General features: G+C 60.8%; 26 protein-coding genes. 7 read left to right on the top strand and 19 right to left on the bottom strand.

Annotated elements, in window-relative coordinates; genetic code table 11:
* Positions 1-110: 110 nt before the first annotated feature.
* From IEW17_RS01340 to IEW17_RS01300, 9 genes are all read right to left on the bottom strand, one after another.
* Complete coding sequence (locus tag IEW17_RS01340) at positions 111-1487, bottom strand: MFS transporter (protein WP_188560215.1); 1377 nt, start codon at positions 1485-1487, stop codon at positions 111-113.
* A gap of 12 nt (positions 1488-1499) precedes the next feature.
* Positions 1500-1997, bottom strand: coding sequence for a DsrE family protein (locus IEW17_RS01335; RefSeq protein ID WP_188560214.1), 498 nt, complete (start codon positions 1995-1997; stop codon positions 1500-1502).
* A 95-nt stretch (positions 1998-2092) separates the two neighbouring features.
* Positions 2093-2230 (bottom strand): hypothetical protein, encoded by a 138-nt coding sequence (locus tag IEW17_RS01330; RefSeq protein ID WP_188560213.1) that lies wholly within the window; start codon positions 2228-2230, stop codon positions 2093-2095.
* A 222-nt stretch (positions 2231-2452) separates the two neighbouring features.
* Positions 2453-2869 (bottom strand): DUF6691 family protein, encoded by a 417-nt coding sequence (locus IEW17_RS01325; protein ID WP_188560212.1) that lies wholly within the window; start codon positions 2867-2869, stop codon positions 2453-2455.
* Between the two features lie 12 nt (positions 2870-2881).
* Positions 2882-3442 (bottom strand): YeeE/YedE family protein, encoded by a 561-nt coding sequence (locus IEW17_RS01320; protein WP_188560211.1) that lies wholly within the window; start codon positions 3440-3442, stop codon positions 2882-2884.
* A gap of 14 nt (positions 3443-3456) precedes the next feature.
* A complete protein-coding gene (locus IEW17_RS01315; protein WP_188560210.1) occupies positions 3457-3795 on the bottom strand; it encodes a rhodanese-like domain-containing protein in 339 nt (112 codons plus the stop codon).
* 112 nt (positions 3796-3907) lie between these two features.
* Positions 3908-5257 (bottom strand): rhodanese-like domain-containing protein, encoded by a 1350-nt coding sequence (locus IEW17_RS01310; protein WP_188560209.1) that lies wholly within the window; start codon positions 5255-5257, stop codon positions 3908-3910.
* A 68-nt stretch (positions 5258-5325) separates the two neighbouring features.
* Positions 5326-6138, bottom strand: a complete 813-nt coding sequence (locus IEW17_RS01305; RefSeq protein ID WP_188560208.1) for a sulfite exporter TauE/SafE family protein — start codon at positions 6136-6138, stop codon at positions 5326-5328.
* Positions 6139-6208: 70 nt separating this feature from the next.
* Positions 6209-6532 (bottom strand): ArsR/SmtB family transcription factor, encoded by a 324-nt coding sequence (locus tag IEW17_RS01300; RefSeq protein WP_229748721.1) that lies wholly within the window; start codon positions 6530-6532, stop codon positions 6209-6211.
* 570 nt (positions 6533-7102) lie between these two features.
* Between IEW17_RS01300 and IEW17_RS01295 the strand changes: the two genes are divergently transcribed.
* From IEW17_RS01295 to IEW17_RS01285, 3 genes are all read left to right on the top strand, one after another.
* Entirely contained in the window at positions 7103-9481 is a 2379-nt protein-coding gene (locus IEW17_RS01295) for a heavy metal translocating P-type ATPase (protein WP_188560207.1), read from the top strand.
* 61 nt (positions 9482-9542) lie between these two features.
* On the top strand, positions 9543-9920 hold the full coding sequence (locus IEW17_RS01290; protein WP_188560206.1) for a cupredoxin domain-containing protein: 378 nt from the start codon (positions 9543-9545) through the stop codon (positions 9918-9920).
* Between the two features lie 311 nt (positions 9921-10231).
* Positions 10232-10696, top strand: coding sequence for a hypothetical protein (locus tag IEW17_RS01285; RefSeq protein ID WP_188560205.1), 465 nt, complete (start codon positions 10232-10234; stop codon positions 10694-10696).
* 47 nt (positions 10697-10743) lie between these two features.
* Here the strand turns inward: IEW17_RS01285 and IEW17_RS01280 are convergent, their stop codons facing one another.
* Both IEW17_RS01280 and IEW17_RS01275 read right to left on the bottom strand, forming a co-directional pair.
* Positions 10744-11295, bottom strand: a complete 552-nt coding sequence (locus IEW17_RS01280; RefSeq protein WP_188560204.1) for a protein-tyrosine phosphatase family protein — start codon at positions 11293-11295, stop codon at positions 10744-10746.
* A gap of 75 nt (positions 11296-11370) precedes the next feature.
* Entirely contained in the window at positions 11371-12342 is a 972-nt protein-coding gene (locus IEW17_RS01275) for an ADP-ribosylglycohydrolase family protein (protein WP_188560203.1), read from the bottom strand.
* Between the two features lie 202 nt (positions 12343-12544).
* On the opposite strand from IEW17_RS01275, the gene IEW17_RS01270 reads away from it, so the two are divergent.
* The gene (locus IEW17_RS01270; protein WP_188560202.1) at positions 12545-13174 is read left to right on the top strand and encodes a hypothetical protein; all 630 of its coding nucleotides are present in this window, start codon (positions 12545-12547) and stop codon (positions 13172-13174) included.
* A gap of 26 nt (positions 13175-13200) precedes the next feature.
* Here the strand turns inward: IEW17_RS01270 and IEW17_RS01265 are convergent, their stop codons facing one another.
* The 4 genes from IEW17_RS01265 to IEW17_RS01250 form a co-directional block, all read right to left on the bottom strand.
* Positions 13201-14658: a GH1 family beta-glucosidase gene (locus tag IEW17_RS01265; RefSeq protein ID WP_188560201.1), complete on the bottom strand. Its 1458-nt coding sequence runs from the start codon at positions 14656-14658 to the stop codon at positions 13201-13203.
* Between the two features lie 130 nt (positions 14659-14788).
* Positions 14789-15817 (bottom strand): glycosyltransferase family protein, encoded by a 1029-nt coding sequence (locus IEW17_RS01260; protein WP_188560200.1) that lies wholly within the window; start codon positions 15815-15817, stop codon positions 14789-14791.
* Positions 15818-15894: 77 nt separating this feature from the next.
* Positions 15895-16827, bottom strand: a complete 933-nt coding sequence (locus IEW17_RS01255; protein ID WP_229748720.1) for a UDP-2,3-diacylglucosamine diphosphatase — start codon at positions 16825-16827, stop codon at positions 15895-15897.
* Positions 16824-17060, bottom strand: a complete 237-nt coding sequence (locus tag IEW17_RS01250) for a hypothetical protein (RefSeq protein WP_188560198.1) — start codon at positions 17058-17060, stop codon at positions 16824-16826. Before IEW17_RS01250 ends, IEW17_RS01255 begins: the two co-directional genes overlap by 4 nt.
* A gap of 228 nt (positions 17061-17288) precedes the next feature.
* Here IEW17_RS01250 and IEW17_RS01245 point away from each other — a divergent pair, with 228 nt between their 5' ends.
* The gene (locus IEW17_RS01245) at positions 17289-17882 is read left to right on the top strand and encodes a hypothetical protein (RefSeq protein ID WP_188560197.1); all 594 of its coding nucleotides are present in this window, start codon (positions 17289-17291) and stop codon (positions 17880-17882) included.
* 78 nt (positions 17883-17960) lie between these two features.
* Here IEW17_RS01245 and IEW17_RS01240 read toward each other — a convergent pair whose 3' ends face one another.
* The 3 genes from IEW17_RS01240 to IEW17_RS01230 form a co-directional block, all read right to left on the bottom strand.
* The gene (locus IEW17_RS01240; protein WP_188560196.1) at positions 17961-19193 is read right to left on the bottom strand and encodes an isocitrate dehydrogenase (NADP(+)); all 1233 of its coding nucleotides are present in this window, start codon (positions 19191-19193) and stop codon (positions 17961-17963) included.
* Positions 19194-19369: 176 nt separating this feature from the next.
* Complete coding sequence (locus tag IEW17_RS01235) at positions 19370-19726, bottom strand: hypothetical protein (protein WP_188560195.1); 357 nt, start codon at positions 19724-19726, stop codon at positions 19370-19372.
* A gap of 225 nt (positions 19727-19951) precedes the next feature.
* Positions 19952-20470 (bottom strand): NUDIX domain-containing protein, encoded by a 519-nt coding sequence (locus IEW17_RS01230; protein ID WP_188560194.1) that lies wholly within the window; start codon positions 20468-20470, stop codon positions 19952-19954.
* Positions 20471-20921: 451 nt separating this feature from the next.
* Here IEW17_RS01230 and IEW17_RS01225 point away from each other — a divergent pair, with 451 nt between their 5' ends.
* Together IEW17_RS01225 and IEW17_RS01220 are read left to right on the top strand one after the other, a co-directional pair.
* On the top strand, positions 20922-22421 hold the full coding sequence (locus tag IEW17_RS01225; protein WP_188560193.1) for a DEAD/DEAH box helicase: 1500 nt from the start codon (positions 20922-20924) through the stop codon (positions 22419-22421).
* 234 nt (positions 22422-22655) lie between these two features.
* On the top strand, positions 22656-23135 hold the full coding sequence (locus IEW17_RS01220) for a hypothetical protein (RefSeq protein WP_188560192.1): 480 nt from the start codon (positions 22656-22658) through the stop codon (positions 23133-23135).
* Between the two features lie 108 nt (positions 23136-23243).
* Here the strand turns inward: IEW17_RS01220 and IEW17_RS01215 are convergent, their stop codons facing one another.
* Positions 23244-23420, bottom strand: a complete 177-nt coding sequence (locus IEW17_RS01215) for a hypothetical protein (protein ID WP_188560191.1) — start codon at positions 23418-23420, stop codon at positions 23244-23246.
* Positions 23421-23497: the final 77 nt, after the last annotated feature.

Genomic DNA, 23497 nt, shown 5'->3' with positions numbered 1-23497 from the left:
TCGCGGTCTAGCTGGACGGTGGTTGCATTGAGGTCCTGCGGCAGCTGCGGTCATGGCTGCTTATAGCGGGCTCGGGCTGGATGGGAGTGTCGGAAAATTCTTACGCTACGTTACGCTACGCGGTGGTTCATGAATAACTGCTGGTTCTGCGTGGCCATTTCAAAGTTTGCTTGGAGTTTGGTTCTGCCCAAGACGGAGCCTGGCAAACTCGCGCAGGGGGTAGAACCGTTTGCCGACCGTGGCCAGGCGCAGCCATCATCCGGCACTATCGCCTTAGCACCAACCGGCACACAATCCATGCGGCGCTGAATCACTAGCGCCGAAAGCACCGTGAGCCCGCCAATGGCTGCCAGTGCCGCCGCCAGCCCGAACGCATCGGCCAGGAGGCCCGTGAGCAGCGCCCCAATGGCGTAGCCCGCGTCGCGCCAGAAGCGGAAGATGCCCACGCTGCGCGCCCGCTGCGCCACCGGCGAGTACTCGGCTACGGCCGCCAGAAACGTGGGATACACCAGCGCCGTGCCTGCCCCGAGCAGCGCCGCCAGCCCCATAAATGCGGGGTAGGAATCGGTGAAGAGCATGGCCAGCAGCACCGCCCCTTGCAGCAGCATGCCCCAGAAGAGCAGGTCCTTCTTGCAGAGCCGGTCGGCCAGCGGGCCGGTGAACAGCTGGCCCAGGCCCCACACGGCCGGGTACGCGGCGGCCACCGTGCCGATTTGCGTCAACGAAAAGCCCTTGCTGGCCAGCAGCATCGGCAGCAGCCCCCACACCATGCCGTCGTTTAGGTTGTTGACCAGGCCGGCCTGCGTGACGGAGCCCAGGTTGGGATGCCGCCACGTGACGTCCCAAAACGACAGGGGCGGCCCCGCCGGACCGGCCGGGGCCTGCGCCGCCTCCAGCGCCACGTGGGCGCGGGTGTCGCGCACCAGCAGCGAGCCCAGCAGGCCCAGCACGGCCAAGGCGATGCCCAGGTAAAATGGGTAAGGCCGCAGGCCGTACTCGGTGGCCAGCCAGCCCGAGGCGAAAGCCGCGGCCCCCACCGCCAGATAGCCCGCCGACTCGTTCAGGCCCATGGCCAGCCCGCGCTGCCTGGGGCCCACCAAGTCCATTTTCATCACCACGGTGCTCGACCAGGCCAGGCCTTGGTTGAGGCCCAGCAGCACGTTGGCCGCAATCACCCAGCCCCAACTGGGGGCCCAGAGCAGCAGCAGCGGCACCGGCAAGCCGAAGAGCCAGCCGATAAGCAGCAGGTTTTTGCGGCCCACCCGGCCCGCCCAGGCCCCGGCGTAGTAGTTAGCCACGGCCTTGGTCAACCCAAAAACGACGATGAAGGAGAGGATGGCCGAGTGCGTCACCAGGTGAAATTCCTGCTCGGCCAGCCGGGGCAGAATGGTGCGCTCCAGCCCCACCATGCCGCCTACGAAGGCGTTGATGAGGACCAGCAGTAAGAATTGCCGCCAATTGGCGCGCAGACCGAGTTGGGTTGCCATGGCGTCAGGACGTTACGGATGCACGATGGCCCAGCCCTGGGTTTGGCGGATAATCAGCTCCCCGTTGCCGGTGGGCACGTAAAAGATGAACGGAAACAACTCTTCCTTGCTGATGCTGCGCTCTTTCATCGTGTTCAGGCACTGGGCCAAAATCACGCCTTTCTCCTTCAGCGCCAGTAGCTCGGGCTCGTAGGGCTGGGCCTTGCGGAACACATCCGTCCCTCCCCCGTAGGCGACCAGCTCCATTTGCAGCTTGCCCTTCAGGCGTGGGTCTTCCAGCGCGTTTTTCATGTTGCGCAGGGTCATCCTGATGAGCTTGGGGTCGTCGCTGTCGAGCTGGTACACGACTTTGTAAGCAGCCTGGTCGGCCACGGCCCCGGTAAATTCCGGGGTGGACGGCGCCGGAGTGGTTTTGGCCGCAGCGGGCCTAGCCGGGGCGGTTTGGGCCTGGACGACGGCACCGTCCACTATCAAGGCAGCGGCAGCGAAAAGACGAAGTGAAGCGTACATGTAGAATGGAAAAAGGGTAAGAACTCGTAGTTGAGAATCACATTCAGCAGGTGCATATCGACCTTATTGACCACGTAGCGGCCTTCGCCGCAGGTTCAACCCAAGGCATCCTTCCACACGTAGAGCAACAGCCCCCGCAGGCCCGGCAGCCAGGGGGGCCTGGCATAGCTCAGTGAGGCATTCAGCTGGTGGTACGCGGGCATGCCGTACTTATTGAAGCGGGTGTCGCGCACGTCGGGCAGGTAGTAGCGGCCGCAGCCCGCCTCGGCTTTGAGGCCCGGCAGGTGCGGTGTAGCCCAGCAGCAACACGGCCGCGTCGAGGCCCCCGAAGCCTTCCTCCCGCCTCGCGGGGCAAAAACATATAAAATGGCTCCCGCCCCCACTCGCGCGGAAACAGAAAGCGCCCGGCCCGGGTGATGCGGGCGAAAAAATAGCGCGCCGACTAATCCAGCCGGTTAGCGGGGCAGCTTTTCGCGCAGGGCGCTGTAGGTCCAGGTGCCGGCCAGGGCGGCCAGAATCATTACCAGCACCGCACCCATGCCCACGCCGGAGCCCAGCTGCGCGAAGAGCGGACCGGGGCAGGCCCCGGTCAGAGCCCAGCCCAGGCCGAAAATGGTGCCACCTATCCAGGTGCCGTGGCTGTATTTCTTGTCGGCGATGCTGATTTCCTCGCCGTTGATGGTTTTAAGGCGGTTGCGCTTGATGAGCTGAATCGAAATCATGCCCACCACCACGGCCGAGCCGATGACGCCGTACATGTGGAAGCTCTGGAAGCGGAACATCTCCTGGATGCGCCACCAGCTGATGACTTCGCTCTTGGTCAGGATGATGCCGAACAACGCGCCCAGCACCAGGTATTTACCGTTTTTCATGATTGCTAACTGTTAAAACAAGCGGGGGTAGATAACCCAGGTCATGAGCAGGCCGCCCACGAAGAAGCCGATAACCGCCACCAGCGACACCCACTGCAGATTCGAAAGGCCCGAGATGGCGTGGCCCGAGGTGCAGCCCCCGGCGTAGCGCGTGCCAAAGCCGATGAGAAAGCCGCCGAGCACCAGGAACACCCACCCTTTCCAGTTCGACAGATTCTCCAGGGCGAACAGCTCGCGCGGCAGCAGGCCCGTAAAGTCGGTCAGGCCCATTTCGGCCTTGAGGTCGCGCACGGTTTCGGGCGAAATGGCGATGGTATCCGGATGGCCCAGCAGCTGGTAGCCGATGAAGCCGCCGAGGGCGATGCCCACCACGAACACCAGGTTCCAGATTTCGGCCCGCCAGTTGTAGGTCAGAAAGGGAATGCCGGCCGGCACGCAGGCCGCACACACGTGGCGCAACGCGCTGCTGATGCCCAGGGCCTTGTTGCCGACGAGCAGCAGGGCCGGGACCGTGAGGCCGATGAGGGGCCCGGCCACGTACCAGGGCCAGGGTTGTTGCAAAAAGTCTATCATAATAAGGGGCGGATTTAGCGGGTAAGGGGCTGGGGCCAGTCGAGGACCCCGCCGGGCAGGTTGTACACCTGGGTGAAGCCGGCGGCGCTGAGCTGGGCGGCTGCTTTCGAGGAACGGGCCCCGCTGCGGCAGTACACGTAGGTGGGCTTGGCTTTGTCGAGCGCGGCCACTCGCTGCGCAAAATCGGGGGCCGTTACTTCGATGTTCACGGCGCCGGGAATATGACCGCCGGCAAACTCGTCGGGGCGGCGCACGTCCACGAGCACGGCACCGGACCGGCGCACGCCCTCGGCAAACTGCGCGGCCGTCAGGTTGTGGTACGCGGGCGGCGTACTTTTAAAAAGACCAAACATGGCAAGGAGGGAAAGAAAAAGGGAGTAGCTAAAAATAAAGGGAGGATAAAGGGGTATGAGTGGGGACGGCCGCTTCTGGAAAAACCCGCAGCAGCCACCGCCCCAGACCCGATTAGTGCGCAGCGGGAAGAAAGGTTTTCACGGCTTCGCCCAGGTCAAACACCTCGGTGCCGCGCAGCGCGGGGGCCACGATGCTGCTGCCCGCCGCCGAGCGGTAGCCGCCGGCGCAGTGCACCACCACGGGCTTGTTAGTCGGAATTTCGGCGGCCCGCTCGCGCAGCTCGGGCAGCGGGATGTTGAGCGCGCCGGCAAACAGGGGCTCGGCTTTCACTTCCGAGGCGTTGCGGATGTCGACAATCGTGTAGCGGTCGGGGTGAGCGCGGAAGGCTTCCACGTCCAGCTGGGGCAGGGTGGCCTCCGTGGACGGCGTGCCCACCATGCCCCCCTGGATTAGGGACTCGTAGCCGATTTTGGCAGTTTTCTCAATCAGGTCCTCCAGCGTTTTGTCGTCGGAGGCGACCAGGTAGAACATCTCTTCGGGGCCCACGATGGAGCCCAGCCAGGTTTCGAACTTGCCGTCCTGCTGCACGTTGAGGGCACCTTCGTAGTGGCCCTTTTTAAAGTCGGCTTCGGGGCGGGCATCCACCACCAGCACGCCGGGCGCGGGGTCGGAGCCGGGGGCCAGGCGGGGCACGGCGGCCACGCTGGGCGCGAAGGCGGGCGCGCCGGCTTTGTTGAGTTCCACGTCGTAGCCGAAGTACTTGGGGATGAAGGACTGGTCGGCCAGCAGCTCTTTCACAAATGCTTCTTCCGAGAGCGGGCGCAGGGCGTAGTTGCCGGTTTTCTCGGTGCCGATGGTGCTGCTGTTGGCCCCGCCCATGCCCTTGCTGCAGAGCGAGCCCGCGCCGTGGGCGGGGTACACCTGCACGTCGTCGGCCAGCGTCATGAGCTTTTCGCGGGTGGAATGGTACATCTGCTTGGCCAGCTCTTCGCGCCTGGCGGTCATGTTGCCGGCTTTTTCGCGCAGGTCGGGCCGGCCCACGTCGCCGATGAGCAGCGTGTCGCCCGTGAACACGGCCACATCTTTTTCCGCGCTGGCGAGCACAATGCTGATGGAATCGGGGGAGTGGCCGGGGGTATTCAAGGCGCGGAAGGTCAGCTCGCCCACCGTGAAGGATTGCCCCTCATCGAAAGCCTCGTGGGCGTAATCGGCCCCGAGCAGCTTGCTTACGCGGATAACCGCCCCGGTGTGCTGTGCAATTTCCAGGTGCGACGACACGAAGTCGGCGTGCGGGTGAGTTTCCAGCACGCACACAATTTTGGCGGCGTTTACTTTAGCGAAATCGTTGTATTGCTGCGGGTTGCGGGCCGGGTCCACCAGCACGATTTCACGGGTTTCTTCGCTCAGGATGGCGTAAGAGAAATGGGACAGGCTCTGGTCTTCAAACTGTTCAATTTTCATGACAACGAGTGGGTTGGAGGATGAGGAAAAAAGCGATTAGCTGACAGCTGTCAGCTCGGTGAAATAACTTAGTGAAAACCCAGCTCGCGCACCAAAATGAAGGTGCCCATGGCTAGCGTGAACCAGCCAAACGCCGGCTTGAGCTTGGCCCCCGGGATGAAGCGGGCCAGGTAGGTGCCCAGCACGATGCCGCCGAGGGCAAAGGCCAGAAAGCCGAGCAGGAACGACCAGGCGATGGGGGTGCCGGCGCTCAAATCGCCGGTGAAACCAATCAAGGAGTTCAGGGCAATGATGGCCAGGGACGTGCCCACGGCCAGCTTCATGGGCAGGCGCGCCCCCAGCACCAGGGCCGGGATGATGAGAAAGCCACCGCCCGCGCCGACAAAGCCCGTGAGCAGGCCCACCACCAAGCCGATGCCCAGAATGAGTGGGTAGTTGAGCGGGGCTTTGTGGCCCAGCTCGTGGTCGAGCACTTCTTCGGCCTGCTTGCTGCGAATCATGGATGTGGCCGCTACCACCATCAGCACCGCGAAGGCCACCAGCACCAGCAGGTCCTTGGTGAAGACGATGCTGCCCACCGTGAACAGCTCGTGGGGAATGGCCGGCATCAGGACTTTACGCACCAGAAACACCGCCAGCAACGAAGGCAGCAGAAACACCATGGCCGTGGGGATGGACACCAGTCCCTTGCGGAAGTAACTCGAGGCCCCCACCACCGACGTGCTGCCCACCACAAACAGCGAGTAGGCCGTGCTCAGCACCGGGCTCACGCCCATCAAATACACCAGCACCGGCACCGTGAGAATGGAACCGCCACCGCCCATGATGCCCAGCGAGAGGCCAATGAAGATGGCGGCGAAATAGCCGAAGTAGTGCAGCATGACAAAACAGGTGAACGTATGAAGTTATGAAAGGTTGTTCATGTTCATTTGCAAAAAAAAGCCGGGCGACCTACAGGAAGGTGCACCCGGCCAGGCACTGAATCACGTCAATGACTTCGCGCATCTTCAGGGCGTAGAAAATGTTTTTACCCTCCCGATGGGAGCTCAAAATACCTTTGAGCTTCATGCCCGAGAGGTGGTGCGAAAGCAGACTTTGCTCCACGTTCAGCTTTTCGCTGATATCGGTCACCGACAGGCTATCGGTAGCCGCCAGCAGCTGCACGATGGCAATGCGGGTGGGGTGGGCCGTGGTCTTGAGGATAAAGGCCACCTTCTCCATCTTCTCAGTGGTGAGGTTTAAGTCAACGGGCGTGGCAACGAGGGTGGCTGTCATATCTGACACAAATGTATGAACGTACTTTCATACGTACAATCTTTGCGCATTCATTGGTTCATCTTTTTTCAAAAAAACATGCCGCAGCGCTTCCTTATTCACCAAGCAGTTAACCGACCAGCCATCATGCGCTTCCCTTTTGCCTGGGCCGCGGTGGCGGTGCCGGGCCCTGGGCTAGTTCCAGTCCGTGCAGTCGCTGGTGTTTCCCGATACGCAACACCTGCGCGGCTATTTGCGCTCCGTCCAGCAGGCAGTACTCGTAACCAGGCAAGTCTTTAGACTTATTCCTCAATAAGAAATCGGTGGTTTTCCAAGTCGTATTTGGCGCCAGAAACGGGAACTGCTCAAAGGATACAAGCTTGGCCAAACCAAAAAGACAATTCAGGCATCATAGTCGGCTAAAATCTTTGACCATTTCTTATTCAAGAACAAGTCTATGATGCAACCGCCGCCGAATGTTGCAAGCGCTAAGCTCAATTCTACACATCTATTGCCAACGGAAAGGAGTTTAACAGGTGTTGTTAAGACGTCAGTGGTTTTCCCACTGGTTCGCACTGTACCTTACTTGCTATGGAAATTACCCAGCACCATCACCCGGCTCCTGCCGCGCCCGTGGGCCCGCCCCCGGCGCCAGTTGCCGGCACCGAAACGGCGACCCTCAACATTGAGGGCATGACCTGCGCTTCCTGCTCCAACTTTGTGGAGAAAGCCCTGAGCCGCACGCCCGGCGTCAAAAGCGCTACCGTCAACTTAGCCAGCGAAAAGGCCACCATCGAATACCTGCCGAGCCAGATTGACCGCGCTGGCCTGAAAGCCGCCGTAGAGCAGGCCGGTTACGGCGTGCACGAGGCCAGCCCGGCCGTGGCAGCCAACGTGCTGGCTTCCGACGAGGAGCTCGACGCCCGCAAAGCCGCCGCGTACGAAAATCTGAAGCGCCGCTTCCAGATAGCCGTGGCCCTGGCGGTCGTGGTCATGACCCTGAGCATGCTCATGCTCTGGCCCGCCATGATGAGCCGCATTTCGATGCCCGTGCTCAACTACGTGTTGCTGGCCCTGACCCTGCCCGTGCTGCTGTATAGCGGCCGCGAGTTTTACGTGTCGGCCTGGAACGGCTTCCTCCACCGCACCGCCAGCATGGACACGCTGATTGCGGTGGGCACCGGCGCAGCCTTCCTCTACAGCCTGGCCGCCACGCTGATTCCGCAGTGGTTCAAGCAGCACGGCATCATGCCCGAGGTCTACTACGACACCACCGCGACCATCATTGCCCTGATTCTGCTCGGCAAGGTGCTGGAGAGCCGCGCCAAGTCCAAGACCTCGGCCGCCATCAAGGCGCTGATGGGGTTGCAGGCCAAAACGGCCCGCGTGGTGCGGGGCGGCCAGGAAATGGACGTGCCCATCGAGCAAGTGCTGGTGGGGGACGAAGTAGTGGTGCGCCCCGGCGAGAAGGTGGCCACCGACGGCACGATTCTCTCCGGCAGTTCGGCCGTGGACGAGAGCATGCTCACCGGCGAGAGCCTGCCGGTGGAAAAGAAGGAAGGCGACAACGTGTTCGGCGCCACCCTCAACAAAACGGGCTCCTTCCGCTTCCGCGTGAGCAAAGTGGGGGCCGAAACCATGCTGGCCCAGATTGTGAAGCTGGTGGAGGAAGCCCAGGGCAGCCGCGCCCCCATTCAGCAACTCGCTGATAAGGTCAGCGCCGTGTTCGTGCCCGTGGTCATCATGATTGCCATTGCCACGTTCGTGCTCTGGTTTGACTTTGCCCCCGAAGCCAGCCGCGTGCCGCTGGCCCTGGTCAACTTCGTGGCCGTGCTCATCATCGCTTGTCCCTGCGCGCTCGGGCTGGCCACGCCCACGGCCATCATGGTGGGCACCGGCAAAGGGGCCGAGCACGGCGTACTGATTCGCAACGCCGAAGCCCTGGAAAAGGCGGAGAAAGTAACCACCGTGCTGCTGGACAAAACCGGCACCATCACCCGCGGCGAGCCCGCCGTGACGGATTTCGTGCCCACCAACGGCGACACGCCCGCCCACCTGCTGCCCCTGCTGGCTGCGGTGGAGCGGCAGAGCGAGCACCCCCTGGCTGAAGCCGTGGTGCGCTACGCCGACGCGCAGGGAAGCGCTTCCGGCACCGCGCCGCTGGTTGCCACCGCATTTCAGGCCTACGAGGGCCGGGGGGCCGGCGCTACCGTGGATGGGCAGATTATTCTACTCGGCAACCGGCGCTTGCTTAGCGAGCACAACGTGGTGCTCTCCAGTGAAACGGAGCAGGCCGCGGCCCAGCTGCTGAGCCAGGCCAAAACGGTGCTGTACGCCACCATCGGCGGGCACGTCGCCGCCCTGATTGGCGTGGCCGATACGGTGCGCGAGTCTAGCCTGGCCGCCATTCAGGCGCTGCAGGCCGATGGCATCGAGGTGGTGATGATGACTGGCGACAACCAGCAGACCGCCGCCAAGGTGGCCGAGCAGGTGGGCATCAAGCGCTACTTCGCCGAGGTGCTGCCAGCCGACAAGGCCAGCAAGGTGAAGGAGCTGCAGGCCGAAGGCCGCGTGGTGGCCATGGTGGGCGACGGCATCAACGACGCGCCGGCCCTGGCCCAAGCCGATATTGGGCTGGCGATGGGCGGCGGCACCGACGTGGCCATGGAAGCGGCCGGCATCACGCTCATGCGCTCGGACCTGCAGGGCGTGGTCACGGCCATCGACCTCTCCCGCCAAACCATGCGGACTATCAAGCAGAATCTGTTTTTCGCCTTCATCTACAACACGCTCGGCATTCCCATTGCGGCCGGGCTGCTGTACCCCTTCACGGGTTGGCTGCTTTCACCCATGATAGCTGCCGCGGCCATGGCCCTGAGCTCGGTGTCGGTACTGACCAACTCGCTGCGCCTGCGCGGCTTTGCTCCAATTAAAAATGAAGAGTTAAAAATGGAATCAGTTCCCTCCTAAACCCGGTTCGTTTTTACTCACCAATTTTTAATTCTTCATTTTTAATTTTTAATTCAAGAAGATGGATACTTCTCAAATAATCGTGACCCTGGTGGGCGCGGGCCTGCTGGCATTTGTCGGCTGGTTTTTCTTTCTGGCGCCGCACCGGGTGGCGGCGGCCGTGTCCTCCTCAGCGGGCGTGCAGCAGGTCGACATCGTGGTGAAGGGCGGCTACTCGCCCAACGTCATCGAGGTGGAGCACGGCAAGCCCGTGCAGCTCAACTTCTACCGCGACGAGGAAGGCACCTGCTCGGAGGAGCTGCTGCTGCCCGACTTCAACATCCGACGGGACCTGGCCCCGTTTAAAACCACGGCCATTGAATTTTTGCCCAAGCAAGCCGGCACCTTTGAGTTCACCTGCGGCATGCACATGCTGCGGGGCAGCCTGGTCGTTAAATAAGAGGGATGCTGCAATCCGCTACTTCGGTGTTGCCGGCCCCCGCGGCCGGGGCCATCCGCCTTTCCATTCGCAACATGGTGTGCCCCCGCTGCGTGCGGGTGGTGCTACTTTAGCCCTATAAATTTCAACGATAACAGCAACTTGGCAATGTCACCCAATTCTCTCCTGCTTAACCAGACCACCTCAGACCAGTGACCACTCCCTTGGTCCCTGACCGGCCCATGAGCGCCAACGCTGTACAGAGGGCCGGAAAAATGGCACATTCTCGCTCAGGCACGTAGTAGTGCTGTTCACCTTACCCGATTTGACCGATGCGTTACGCCCCACTCTTCCCGTTGGCCCTGCTACTGGGCTGTGCCAGCACCGAGCAGCCCACTTCCGAATCCCCGTCGATTACACCGGCATTGAGTTTGAACCGGGCTTTCGATGTGCCGGCCCTAATTGGCATGAACGCCGACCAGATAGCCAAACCCCTAACCGGCCAAGCCATTCGGCCCGACCACGACCGGACGCCTCGCGAATCGCCCACGGGGAACACGGAGGCGATTTACACCTATTGGCGCGATACCACCGCCTTGGTCGTTAGCTACAATCCGACTACGCTGAAAATCAATAATTTCTTCCTGAAAACGAAGCACGGCCTCACCTCCGACTACACCAGCCTGCTGAAACTGGCCAATGTTAGTCAGTACGATAAACGCCTGAGCATTGAGCCCATGGCTTCGGTAAGCAACCCGCAGCTATTTACCGGCGTGAGGCTGGTACCGGTACAATAGTTTACTGTCCGGCTTATTCCGCGCCCAGAGCTACTTAGGGGCGCGGGCTATGCCCCCACCGGCTGGTAGCTGCGCACAAAATCAGCCTGCTCATCGGTTTCCGGCGAGCGGAGTACGCGCTGGCTTTTCTCGACGCCTTTCCATTCTTCCGCAATGCGGGCCAGCGCCTCATCACCACTCAGACCGTGCTGGTGGCGCAGGTGGCAGCCCACCACGGTGCCGGTGCGCCCAATGCCGCCCCAGCAATGCACCACGGCCCGGCGGCCCGCTGCGGCACTGTCGGCCAGGGCCGCCAGCACCTCGGCCAACCGCTTGGGTGTGGGCACGCTCACATCCGGAATGGGGAAGCGGCGAAAGCGTACGCTTTCAGCTGACACTCCCAGATGCGCCGCCCGCTCGCGCAGCAGGGCTTCGTAGGGCTGTAATGGCTCATCGGCTTCGGTCAGGTCATAAAAATCGCGAATACCAGCGGCCAGTAACGCATCGAGCCGATGTACCGCAGTGGCCTCTTCCCTGGCTCCCGGGTACTCGGAGGCGAGCAGTAGTGGGGTGGCCCAATAGGAGTTGGGCAGCGGGCGGGGCATGGGGGTTGTGTTCATATAACAAGATAGCAAAATGAGGGCAACTTTAAACCCCTGATTAATATGCCTGACACCGCTTCCACAGCCTTCCTGCTAGCGTGTCAGGCGTGCCGCTAAATTTTCGATATCGGCGCGGCGCGCCACTGCTACCAGCCACTCAGCCGGTATTCCTGCTTCGCCATATGCTAAGCCCGCGAGGCCACCGGCCACAGCCCCGGTAGTGTCGGCATCATCACCCAGGTTCACGGCAGCCAGCACGGTGGCAGCATACGTGTCGTGCCTGAGCAGGCACCACAGGGCCGCTTCGAGGGTGTGCACAACGTAGCCGGAGGAATGAATTTGCTCCTCCGGGAGGCTGGACAAAGCGTCGTTCAATACGCGTTGGTAGTGCTTGACTTCAGCGACGGCCGGAATGCTTCCATTGTTCAACCACGGGGTTGCTTGGAGCCGCATGTGCTCACAAGCCTTGGCCGGTGAATGGCCAGCGAGCAAACTACGAGCCACCAGCAAATAAAGAAAACAACCCAGCGTAGAGCGCGGATGGCCATGCGTCACGTTCGCCACTGCTTCGGTCAGGGCCCAGGCAGCATTCAAATCCAGCGCTTCGGCTTGCCAGGTTTGATGAAACACCAACGGCAAAATCCGCATCAGCGCACCATTTCCGTTATCAAATTCGGAGCGAGGGCCGGCCAAAGAGGGCGCAGCGCCCCTTTCCAGGCGGTTGATGGCCGTGCGGGTGGCGTTTCCTACGTCGAAGGTTTCGCCCGTGGCCGTCCAATAGGAATTATTAAGCCAATCGATGCTCCGCCGGGCAAAGTCCCCCAGGTCGGGCACGGCAGACCGGCCATTGGGCAGGGCCAGCGTTTCGGCCAAACAAAAAGTCAGCGACGAATCATCGGACCAGGTACCAGCGGGCTGTCGGTGCGTGCCGTAGGCCCGCATACCGGTCACGGGGTCAGGGATGCGGGCCGCGCGCGGCTGGAATTCGACGGGGACGCCAAGGGCATCGCCCACCGCCAGGCCCAGCAGGGCGGCGCGGGCAGCAGCGGGAATCTTATCGGGCATGAGCATGGGTACAAAGTAAGTGCCGTGGCGGCCCAATGGAGTCGGTCAACCATTGGCGCACCATTCCGGTCAGTAGCGCCTGCAAGCTGCGAAGCGTTCCAGGCCCTTAATGCCGAGGGAAAAATCGCGCAGGGCGAGTAGGTTTGCGTATTGTGAAGCCATTTCATGGCTGGCTTCCTTCCTGCTTTTAGCGCTGCTTCTCGTGTCTGATATTGTTCCTGCTGCCCCCACCGGCCCTTCCCTCACCGATTTCGCCTGTTTTTATCTCTATGGCTTCACCAATCAGCCGTATCGGCAATCATCTGATTTAACGAGGTTTGGAGAGCTGTATAGCCTTGTTATCGGCAACCACGGCGGGCTGGGCGTGGCCAGCTCATTTCACCCCTACCAACTGATAAATCCAGCCGGTATATCGGTGTGGTACACGGCCTACGCGCAGTTCTACGCCCAGCCCAACCGCTTCGAGATGCACGCGGAAATGACCCTGGAGAAGGCGCAATTTGTGGTGGTACCACCAGCTTCCTTCGGCGAGTTTCACCTGTGGCCCGACACCCGGCTGACCAGCGATGAAAACCCGATTTTTAGCCGGTTTATCCCCTTCATAATTCCGTTTTTGGTGCGCAAAGACCCGGGGGCGTTGCGCTGGGACGCCGAAATGACTGCTGCCGATGGTGATAAGAACCGACTCAGCCCCTACTTGCAAGCGGTGAATCAAGCCATCAAATTTGTGCAGCCAGCCCCGGCCTTCGTGCTTGGCTTTGGGGAATTTGACGAGCAGCAGCCGGAGCAGCTCATTGAGAAGTTTCTGAGCTGCCGGGACATGCTGCTGTAGCATAGCGCAAACCTAGTGCGGCCACGCTACACCCGTTCCGCAGCGGCGCGCTCCGGCTCACTCGCCACTGCAGTACCGCCCAAAAACTGCTGGTACCAGCGCCCGGAGTCCTTCACAATCCGCTCCTGCGTTTCGTAATCGACGTGGATGAGCCCAAAACGGGGGCCGTAGCCTTCGGCCCATTCAAAATTATCGGTCAGGCTCCAGGCAAAGTAGCCGCCTACGTCGATTCCTTCCTGCTGGGCGCGCAGCACCTGGCCGATGGCGGCCTGCAGGTAGGCGCGGCGGGCGGGGTCGGGCACGCGGCCGTCCTGCACCACGTCCGGAAACGCTGAGCCACTTTCGGTTACCAGCAGCCTGGGGGCGTTGGGGTAGGCAGCAAACTGCTTCAGCATGTGGTAAATTGACTCTGGAAACACCTCCCAGCCCATGTCGGTGTGGGGCACGCCGCGCTGCTTGGCAGGCACCAGCGTGGCCCATTGCAAGGGCAGCCAGGGCGAGAATTTCACCACCTCGCGGGTGTAGTTCTGCACGCCCCAAAAGTCGAAGCTGAACTTCATGCGCTGGTCGTCGCCGGGCTTCAGGTAGCGTTCCAGCAGCCAGCGCAGGGCGGGTAGCTCAGCCACGGGGTAGCCCAGGCCGAGGGTAGGTTCCACGAAAAAGCGGTTTAGCAGGGCATCGGCGCGGCGGGTGGCGGCCTCGTCGTTGCGGTTGCCCGGGCGGTGCGGCGTGAGGTGCGAGCACGAAAACGTGGTACCAATCTGGGCCGAATCGGGCAGTAGGGCGCGCAGGGCGCGGCCACCTTCGGCCTGGGCCAGCGTGGCGTGGTGGGCCGCCGCCAGAAACGCCCCAAGGTGCCGCCGGCCGGGCGCGTGCACGCCCAGCAGGTGCCCCGCGCCCACAAATACCATTGGCTCGTTCAGCACCGCCCAGTGCTGCACCCGGTCGCCGAGGCGGCGGGCCATGATTTGGGCATAGTCTGAAAACCAGCCCACAATGCTGCGATTGGTCCAGCCGCCACGGGCTTGCAGGGCACTGGGCAAATCCCAGTGGTAGAGGGTGAGCCAGGGCCGCAGGTCGCGCTCTAAGCAGGCATCCACCAGACGGTCGTAGTAGTCGAGGCCGCGGCGGTTTACGGCCCCCAGGCCTTCGGGCAGCACCCGCGACCAAGCCGCCGAAAAGCGAAAATCAGTCAGGCCGAGGCCCCGCGCCAGGTCCAGGTCGGTTTCGTAGCGGTTGTAGAAATCGGCGGCCACGCGCCCGTGCTCGTTGCGCCGAATGGTGCCTTTGCGGCGCGTAAAATCGTCCCAAATACTGGGTCCCTTGCCCTGGTGCTGCCACGCGCCCTCCGTTTGGTAAGCCGCCGCGGCCGCGCCCCAGTGAAAGTCAGCCCCAAAATCAGCGCGAGAAAAGGGTAGCGGAGCCGAAGCCGGATAGAAAGCCGCCGGCAGCGGCTCGTGGTAGTTAATAGGTAATTTAATCATGCGCGGGGCGCGGGGGAATGGAAACGATAGGAATAAGATGAGGTGGGATACCTGAAGGATAGAATAGACAACAGAACGTCATGCTGAGCGCAGTCGAAGCATGACGTTCTGTTGTCTGCAGTTCAGTTCATCAACGGCTTTGCGCTGCCCCAACACGCTTCCGCTGCAATTGCTCCCGCAGCAGCTGGTCAATCACGGCGGCGGTCTGGTCGGGGTAATCAACGGGAATTACCTGGTCCTGGTGCAGCCATTGGTCTACTCTGTCCAGGTTTTTGTCTTTGAAGTTTTTGATGACGGGCACGCCCATTCCTGCCAGCGCCGCCGCGTTGCACTGCTGCTCGTACTGTTGCTTCATGGGCATCACCAGCAGCTTTTTACCGAGGAATAATGCTTCGGCCGGGGTTTCAAAACCGGCCCCGCAGAGCACGCCGGCCGAGCGAGCCAGGCTGTCGAGAAAAGCGGGGCCGCTCACGGGCCACACCCGCACGTTGCCGTATTCGGCGGGCGTATGGCTGTGCTTGCTGAACACCTCCCAGCGCACGCTGCGGCTCAGGTACTGCAGGCGCTCCACCAAAATTTCTTCTTCGTACGCCGGCAGATATACCGTGTAGTAGCCCTCGTTGGCGGGGCTCAGCTCGCGCACCTGCTGCCGGATGACGGGCGTGGAAATCTCCGGCGCATAGCGCTGAAAGTGAAAGCCATACTGCGCCGTGCTGGGTGCGTAGTGCTTCAGCACGGCGCGGCCGGCGGGGTCCTCGCTGTCGGGGCGCGGGGCGGCGGGGTTCAGCACGGCGCTCTGGTGGCTGAGGGCAATGCAGGGCACTTCGCGCAGCTTGCAGGCCCAACTGCTCACCGGCTCGAAGTCGCTGATAACCAAATCGTAGCTTTCCACCGGCAGGTGCCGCACCTCATGCAGAAACTTGGCCGAGTTGAATTGCAAAAAAGTTTTCACGAAGTTGATACCGCCCTTTTTGCCAAAAACGAAGCCCATGCCCTGGGCCTTGTATTTCACTGCGAAAGGCAGCGGTAAATCAGCCGGTGGGCCGCTCACCAACACGTCAAGTTGGTCGCAACGAGCTTGCAGCAGCGGTATCACATCGAGGGCGCGGCTAAGGTGGCCATTGCCAGTGCCTTGAATGGCGTAAAGTATTCGGGACATTTGGTTGATATCGGAATTAAATTTTTAGAATGTCATGCTGAGCATGACGTTCTACTGTGATACGCAATGGCCGTCTGTTATGCCCTAATTTTAAACTCGGCCAATAACCCTTCCAGCAACTGCGCCGGGTTTGAATCGGCTAATTCTTCCGCCGCATCCGCGGCATCAGCTTCGGCGGCTTGCTGCATCAGCGGGTCGTCGTTGTAATAATACAGCTGCCAGCCGGTCTCGGCCGTGTATTCCAGCGACGTCAGGTTTTCGACCCAGTCGCCGGAGTTCAGGTAAATCACCTCCCCTTTTTCGGTATGCAGCGTCTTGATTTCGGGCTGGTGAATATGCCCGCAGGCCACGTAGCGGTAGCCTTCGTCGGCGGCGATGGCGGCTGCGGTTTCCTCAAAATTACTCACCGCCGACCCCGCCGATTTCACCCGCTCCTTCACCAGCTTGCTCAGGGCCACGCGGGGCCGACCCAGCTTGGCCAACAGGTAGTTCACCGAACGATTTATCAAAATCAGCAAATCATAGCCGTGGCCGCCGAGCTTGGCCAGCCAGCGCGAGTGCCGCATGGTTACGTCGAACACGTCGCCGTGAAACAGCCAGGTGCGGCCGTGGGGCAGGTCGAGCACCAGCTTGTTATCGAGGCGGAAATTGCCCAGCTTCAAGCCCGCGAATTTGCGCAGCAGCTCGTCGTGGTTGCCGGTCAGGTAATGAATTTTGACGCCCTTGGCGGCCAGGCCGGCCAGGTAGCGCACCACCCGCATGTGGGCGGGCGGCCAGTAGTTTTTACTGAACTGCCAGATGTCGACGATGTCGCCGTTGAGCACCAGCACCTGCGGCCGAATGCTCTTGAGGTAGCGCAGCAGCTCCGTGGCGTGGCAGCCGTAGGTGCCCAGGTGCACGTCGCTGACGACGGCCACCTGCACCCGGCGCTTGCGGCGGGCCTTGGGCTTGGCGGGTTCGGCGGGAATAATCAGGATGGTATCGGGCATAGCAACGGTCACTGGGCTCATGCGGCGGCTGGCTGGGTGAAACGCCCCCCGCGGGCCGGGCCCACCGAACGGCGCGGCCGAATGGCGGGGCCCCGTTGGCCGTCCGGCGCCAACGCGCCCCCGCCCCCAAAGGCCGAGCGCAGGCTACCCAACGTGTGCAGGGCATAGGCTACAAACAGAACCACTTGGAACAACTCGTACACGAGCCAGCGCCCCAAGCGGCGCAGCCCCGAAACCAAAGCCGGGAAGTACATAGCAGGAATTTTAAAACCGGTGATAATCCTGCTTTCAAAGTTCGTCGGCTCCCGTGAAGCCCTCATTACGGTCATATTAACGTTAAGTCACCTTACCAGCTGGGCGCGCAGTCCAATTTCGCAACATTGGTGGCGCACCGGATTTCGGCTGGGTTTCTGTTTCTTTGTTGGCCCGATTATTCGTAGTTCGGTTATTCCCTTATTTCATTCTTCATTTTACGTCTCTTTATGCAGTTTTTACCCCGCCTGGCCCGCCATATTCTCACTGTGGGCCTGCTCACGCTGTGTGCCGGTACCGTCGCCCTGGCCCAGCCCACTGGCAAGGCCGCCAAAGGCCGCAAGCGCTATGCCTTCGCGCAGCGCGACTCTGAATCGTCCTACGTGCAAAACGTCACCAAAAACACCGATGAGGAGCAGGACGTCGACGGCTCCTTCACCCGCCTCGGCTACCGCTCCTACAATGACATGCTCACCGAAATCACGGCCCTCAAAAAGCTGCACGACTGGGCCGATACCACCTATCAGCGCCGCGTAGCCGCTATTCCGGCCGGTGGCGCAATGGTCGTCATAGTCCACCGCCAGGGCCCGAAAGGCGTGGAAATGTCCAACCTCACCCTTACCGCTACCGATAAAGCCGGCAAAGAGGTGTTCGCCCAAACCCTGGCTCCGGCCACCGGCCGCTTCTTCGGCCGCGACCTCTACCAAGGCAAAGCCGTCATCCCTTTCCCCAAAATGGAGCCGCAGGAATTGAACGTAAGCATCCGCGACGCGAAGCTGTACCAGACCTACGATTATACGCTGACGCTGCCAGCCGCGCAGTAGGTCTGATTTCTAATAAAATAGCAACAAAGAAGCCCGTCTGGTTCTCCAGACGGGCTTCTTTGCATTAGATTGGAACCGTTAGCTGCCTAACTTGGCTTTCAGATTCTCGTCCAGCGCGGCCAGGAATTCCTCGGTGTAGAGGTAGTCGCGGCCGTGCTCCACTTTGTTGCCGTGGATGCAGACGGCGAGGTCCTTGGTCATTTTGCCGCTTTCCACAGTTTCGATGCACACCGCTTCCAGGGCGTGGCAGAAGTCGATGAGCGGCTGGTTATTGTCCAGCTTGCCGCGGAATTCCAGGCCCCGCGTCCAGGCGAAAATGGAGGCGATGGGATTGGTCGAAGTGGGCTTGCCGGCCTGGTGGTCGCGGTAGTGGCGGGTCACGGTGCCGTGGGCGGCTTCGGCCTCCATCGTGCCCCCGTCGGGCGTCACCAGCGTGGACGTCATCAGGCCCAGCGAGCCGAAGCCCTGGGCCACGGTGTCGCTCTGCACGTCGCCGTCGTAGTTTTTGCAGGCCCACACGAAGTTGCCGTGCCATTTCAGGGCCGAGGCCACCATGTCGTCAATCAGCCGGTGCTCGTAGGTGATGCCGGCTTCCTTGAACTTGGCCAGGTAATCCTGTTCGTAAATCTCCTGGAAGATGTCCTTGAAGCGGCCATCGTACTTTTTCAGGATGGTGTTTTTGGTGCTCAAATACAGCGGCCAGCCTTTCATTAGGGCCTGGTTGAAGCAGGCGTGGGCGAAGCCGCGAATGGATTCGTCGGTGTTGTACATGGCCAGGGCCACGCCGTCGCTCTTAAAGTCGAAGACGTTGAACGACTGCACTTCACCGCCGTCTTCGGGCGTGAAGGTGATGGTGAGCTTGCCCTTGCCTTTGGTCACGAAATCGGTGGCGCGGTACTGGTCGCCAAACGCGTGGCGGCCGATGCAAATGGGCGCGGTCCAGTTCGGCACCAAGCGGGGCACGTTGCTCATCACAATGGGCTCGCGGAATACCGTGCCGTCCAGAATATTGCGGATTGTGCCGTTGGGCGACTTCCACATCTGCTTGAGATTGAATTCCTTCACCCGCTCCTCGTCGGGCGTGATGGTGGCGCATTTGATACCCACACCGTACTGCCTGATGGCATTGGCGGCGTCAATGGTCACCTGGTCGTTGGTTTCGTCGCGGTACTCAATCCCAAGGTCGTAGTACTTGATGTCCAGCTCCAGGTACGGGGTAATCAGTTTGTCCTTGATGAATTTCCAGATGATGCGCGTCATTTCGTCGCCATCAAGCTCCACTACGGGGTTAGCTACTTTGATTTTGGTCATTACTTCGTGGGTAGTCGTGGGTGGTTCAATTTCAGCACAATGCGTGGTGCTGTGACACGTTTTCAAGAGCTTCTCAAGCTGCCTGTATCAACGCAAAGGTATTTGTCCAGTCTTAGCATCGGCTATCAACATTTGGGTTTTGATAGCACTGAGAAATTCAGGAAATATCAATGACATTAGTTACAGATGTACTTTAAAGTAAAAGTATTCTCAAAGAGCCCGCTCCTAACAAATACAGTTAAGGAGTCCTTTTCTTTTTCGACATAATCTCCAATTTTGACAATTTTATACACTCGGCTTGTATCAGTAATGAAGTATAATTTCTGTAATGAGCCTTTATCATTAATTAACAAGGTTTTATAGTGGTGATTGAGTGTGTCACGGTACTTACCCAAGACCATACCTTGCCAACCAAGACCTTTATAGTAACTGATTCCTTCGCAATATTTTTCATTCGTATTTAAGCAATAAATCATTGAAGCGAGTAGAGCCATACAGGTTACGAATGCAATGGATTTGATAATAGCCTTCATTTCGATATTTTAATTTAGAACCAGATGTAGGCTTACCAAAAAAGTAGGCCACCCGAAAAACAGATGCTACTTCACCGGGTGTAATTCAAAACTACGCGGCTCTTCTTCAAGCAGGAAAATCGGACCTGTGTCTGATGCCCTCAACGATGCATAGAGGCCAGTACCGATGACCGATGAAAAGGGCAGCGCGTAGTTTTGAATTACACCCTACTTCACCCACGTTAGCTACAACCAAGCCCGCAGCCGCACCCACTGCACGGCAATCACCGTCTTCGCATCCCGCAGCGGCTCCGCTACCAAAGCTTCCCAGCTAAGCTCCACCATTTCGATGTGCTCGTGTTCCTCGGCCAGCCCGCCGCCATCGCCGGTCCGATGGCTCACTTCGGCGTAGTACACGGTGATTTCCTCGGAGCTGGTGCCCGGCGAGGGCCAGATGCACACGATTTCCTCCAGCTTGTCAATTTCGTAGCCCAGTTCCTCGTGAATCTCGCGGCGCACGGCCGTTTCGGGGGCTTCGTCGCCGTCAATCATGCCGGCCGCGATTTCCAGGATATCGGCTTCGGGGCCGATGCGGAACTGGCGGGTGAGGACGTACACCTGCCGGGCCGTGTCATAGACCAGCGCGGCCACGGCTTTGCCGGGCGCAAATTGCTCGCGCCGGAGCTGGTGCTCGCCGTCCTGAACGATTAGCTGGTTGACTTTGTAGTGCCCATTGAAAACACGGCTGCGCTCGATAATCTGCATGTTCGGATTACTGTGTTGTACCTTTGTTGACACCAGGGCCGCCGTCGGAGCAGCCCGCTGCCCGGCTGCGTCGGGCAAAGCCCCGCGCCTCGGCTGTCTCCGCGAAGTAAGCGCACCTCACTCCAATTCCTCTTCATTAAGGGAATCGGTCGGCCTCCGACGAGCCGCCCACCCCCGCCCACGCCTGGCTTCGTCCGGCGTGGCCATGCCCGCCTGTGCAACCCCGCAGGCTCAACCCCTCATTTTGTGGACGACTGTCCACCACTATTTTATTTCAGCACGAAGAGCCTGCTTTTAATGGCCCGGCATGCTGAGCACCGCCGAACCATCTTGCACGGGGCAGTAATTCAATCGCAAGAAAAGGATTGCTACCACACGCAAGATGCTTCGACTACGCTCAGCATGCCGAACCGCAAGGGCTGATTCCAGTGCGCCCAATTACCCCCTCAACATGACGTTTGACGATTTAAACCTAATTGACCCCATTCTCAAAGCCCTCAAAGAAGAAGGCTACACCACCCCTACTCCTATCCAGGAGCAGGCCATTCCCCACGTGCTCGAAGGCAAAGACCTGCTCGGCGTGGCCCAGACCGGCACCGGCAAAACGGCCGCCTTCACCGTGCCCATCCTGCAGGTGCTGCACCGCACGGCCCAGGTTTCGAACCACGCCCAGCGCGCCATCCGCTGCCTCGTGCTCACGCCCACTCGCGAGCTGGCCATCCAAATCAACGAAAGCTTCGGCGCCTACGGCCGCCACTTGAGCCAGATTCGCCACACTGTCATTTTCGGTGGCGTAAGCCAGGGCTCGCAGGTTGCGCAGCTCAAACGTGGCGTGGAGGTGCTCATCGCCACTCCCGGCCGCCTGCTCGACCTCATGAACCAGGGCTTCGTGGACCTGCGCCAAGTGGAAGTATTTGTGCTCGATGAAGCCGACCGCATGCTCGACATGGGCTTCATCAACGACATCAAACGCATCCTGCCCAAGCTGCCCACAAAGCGCCAGACCCTGTTCTTCTCGGCCACCATGCCCGGCCAGATTCAGGAGCTTGCCGGTACCATCCTGCGCCCTAACCCCATCCGCGTGGCCGTCACGCCCGTCAGCAGCACCGCCGATACCGTGACGCAGTCCGTGTACCTGGTTGAGAACAACGACAAGCCCGCCCTGCTCCGCCACATCCTGCAGGACAAGGAAATCAAGCGCGTACTCGTCTTCACCCGCACCAAGCACGGAGCCGATAAAGTAGTAAAGGCCCTCGCCGCGAATCAGATTCCGGCCGAAGCCATCCACGGCAATAAGAGCCAGAACCACCGGCAGCGGGCCCTCTCCAATTTCAAAGCCGGCAGCACCCGTGTGCTGGTAGCTACCGACATTGCCGCCCGCGGCATCGACGTGGACGAGCTGACCCACGTTATCAATTACGAAATCCCGAACGAGCCCGAAACCTACGTGCACCGCATTGGCCGCACCGGCCGGGCCGGGGCCTTCGGCACCGCGTTTTCCTTCGTGGAAGACGAGGAGCGCGCCTACCTCCAGGATATCCAGAAGCTCATCAGCCGCCAGATTGACATTGAGGCCGAGCATCCGTTCGTGACGGGCCGCGTCAAGCCCGTCATGCTGCACGGCAACGAGCGTATCATCCGGCCCAAGGGCCCGGCTGGTCGTCCGGCCCGCTCCGGTCCCCGCGAAGGCGGTCAGGGTGGCGGCGGGCGTTCGGGCGGTGGCCAGGGCGGCGGGCGCTCCGGCGGCGCCAGTAGCGGTGGTGGCCGCCCCAGTGGGGGCGGCGAACGCAGCCGTCCGGCGGCTCCGGCCAGCAATGGTCAGTCGGATACCGCTCGCCGCTTCGGCAGTGGCGGGGCCCGCGTGAACGTGGGCGGTGCCAGCCGCGAAGGTGGCGACCAGGGCGGTCGTCGTCGCGGCGACGCAGGCGGCTCGCGCCGTGGCTCGTTCTAGGCAGCGTATGAAAGCACGTCGGACTGAGCGCAGCCGAAGCATCTCTACCGCGCAACTAACCAGATTTAGTATAACAGTAGAGATGCTTCGACTGTGCTCAGCATGACGAACTCTTTAAACGTCGTTCAATTTCAGTTAAAAGCAGCAGGCCCCGGAAAACTTTTTCCGGGGCCTGCTGCTTTTAGGGGCCGGTAACTTGCTTTGACTGCGGATAATTAACCCTGCCTCCCCCCTATGGCTCAGCCCACACTTCCCGTTATTCAGGCCCTGCGCAACACGGCCCACCGTCTCGCAACTGCTCCCTACCAGTGGGGCCACATGGGCAGCTGCAACTGCGGCCACCTCGCCCAGACCATTACCCGTCTCACCAAGGCCGAGATTCATGCCCGCGCCATGCAGCGCTACGGCGACTGGGAGCGCCAGATTATCGACTATTGCCCCACCAGCGGCCTGCCCATCGACCAGACCATCGACGAGATGCTGGCCCTCGGTTTCTCCCGCGCCGACTTGACCCACCTGGAGCGCATCTCCGACCCTACCATCCGGGCCGCCATCCCTTTCGAGCGCCGCGATGCCCTCCGCCACAACCAACGCGACGACGTAGTGCTCTACCTCCGGACCTGGGCCGACCTATTGGAGCGCGACCTGCTGGCCGATATCAGCCTGCCAAGTTTCGAAACGGTGCCCACGCCCGTGCTGGTTGCCGCCGGCTAGTACCCCCCCGACAAAAAAACGAAAAAGCCCCCGCCAGATTTTTGGCGAGGGCTTTTTCGTTTTCTAACCAACATCGCCGCCTAAGCAAGCGCCGAATGACTGGCTGGTTTAATTACGCGTGACGTTGGAGCGCTGGGCTTCGCGGTAGCCTTCGGCACGGTGGGCACGCTTGTAGGCGGCATCGGCGCTAGGGTCTGTTTCAGCGTCGGGAGCCTGGGCGCAAGAGGCCGTCAGGAGCATTGCCGCGGCGGCGGCCAACCAAAGATTCATGCGGGTCAGTTTCATGACGCGAAGATAACCCCCCATCGTCAAACGAACAACCCCTGACAATTCCAACCCCTGTCGGTTGTGTAGGTAAGACA

It is taken from the genome of Hymenobacter frigidus (assembly GCF_014640435.1).
GTDB classification, from domain to species: Bacteria; Bacteroidota; Bacteroidia; order Cytophagales; family Hymenobacteraceae; genus Hymenobacter; species Hymenobacter frigidus.
This window is presented reverse-complemented; position numbering and strand designations above follow the sequence as displayed.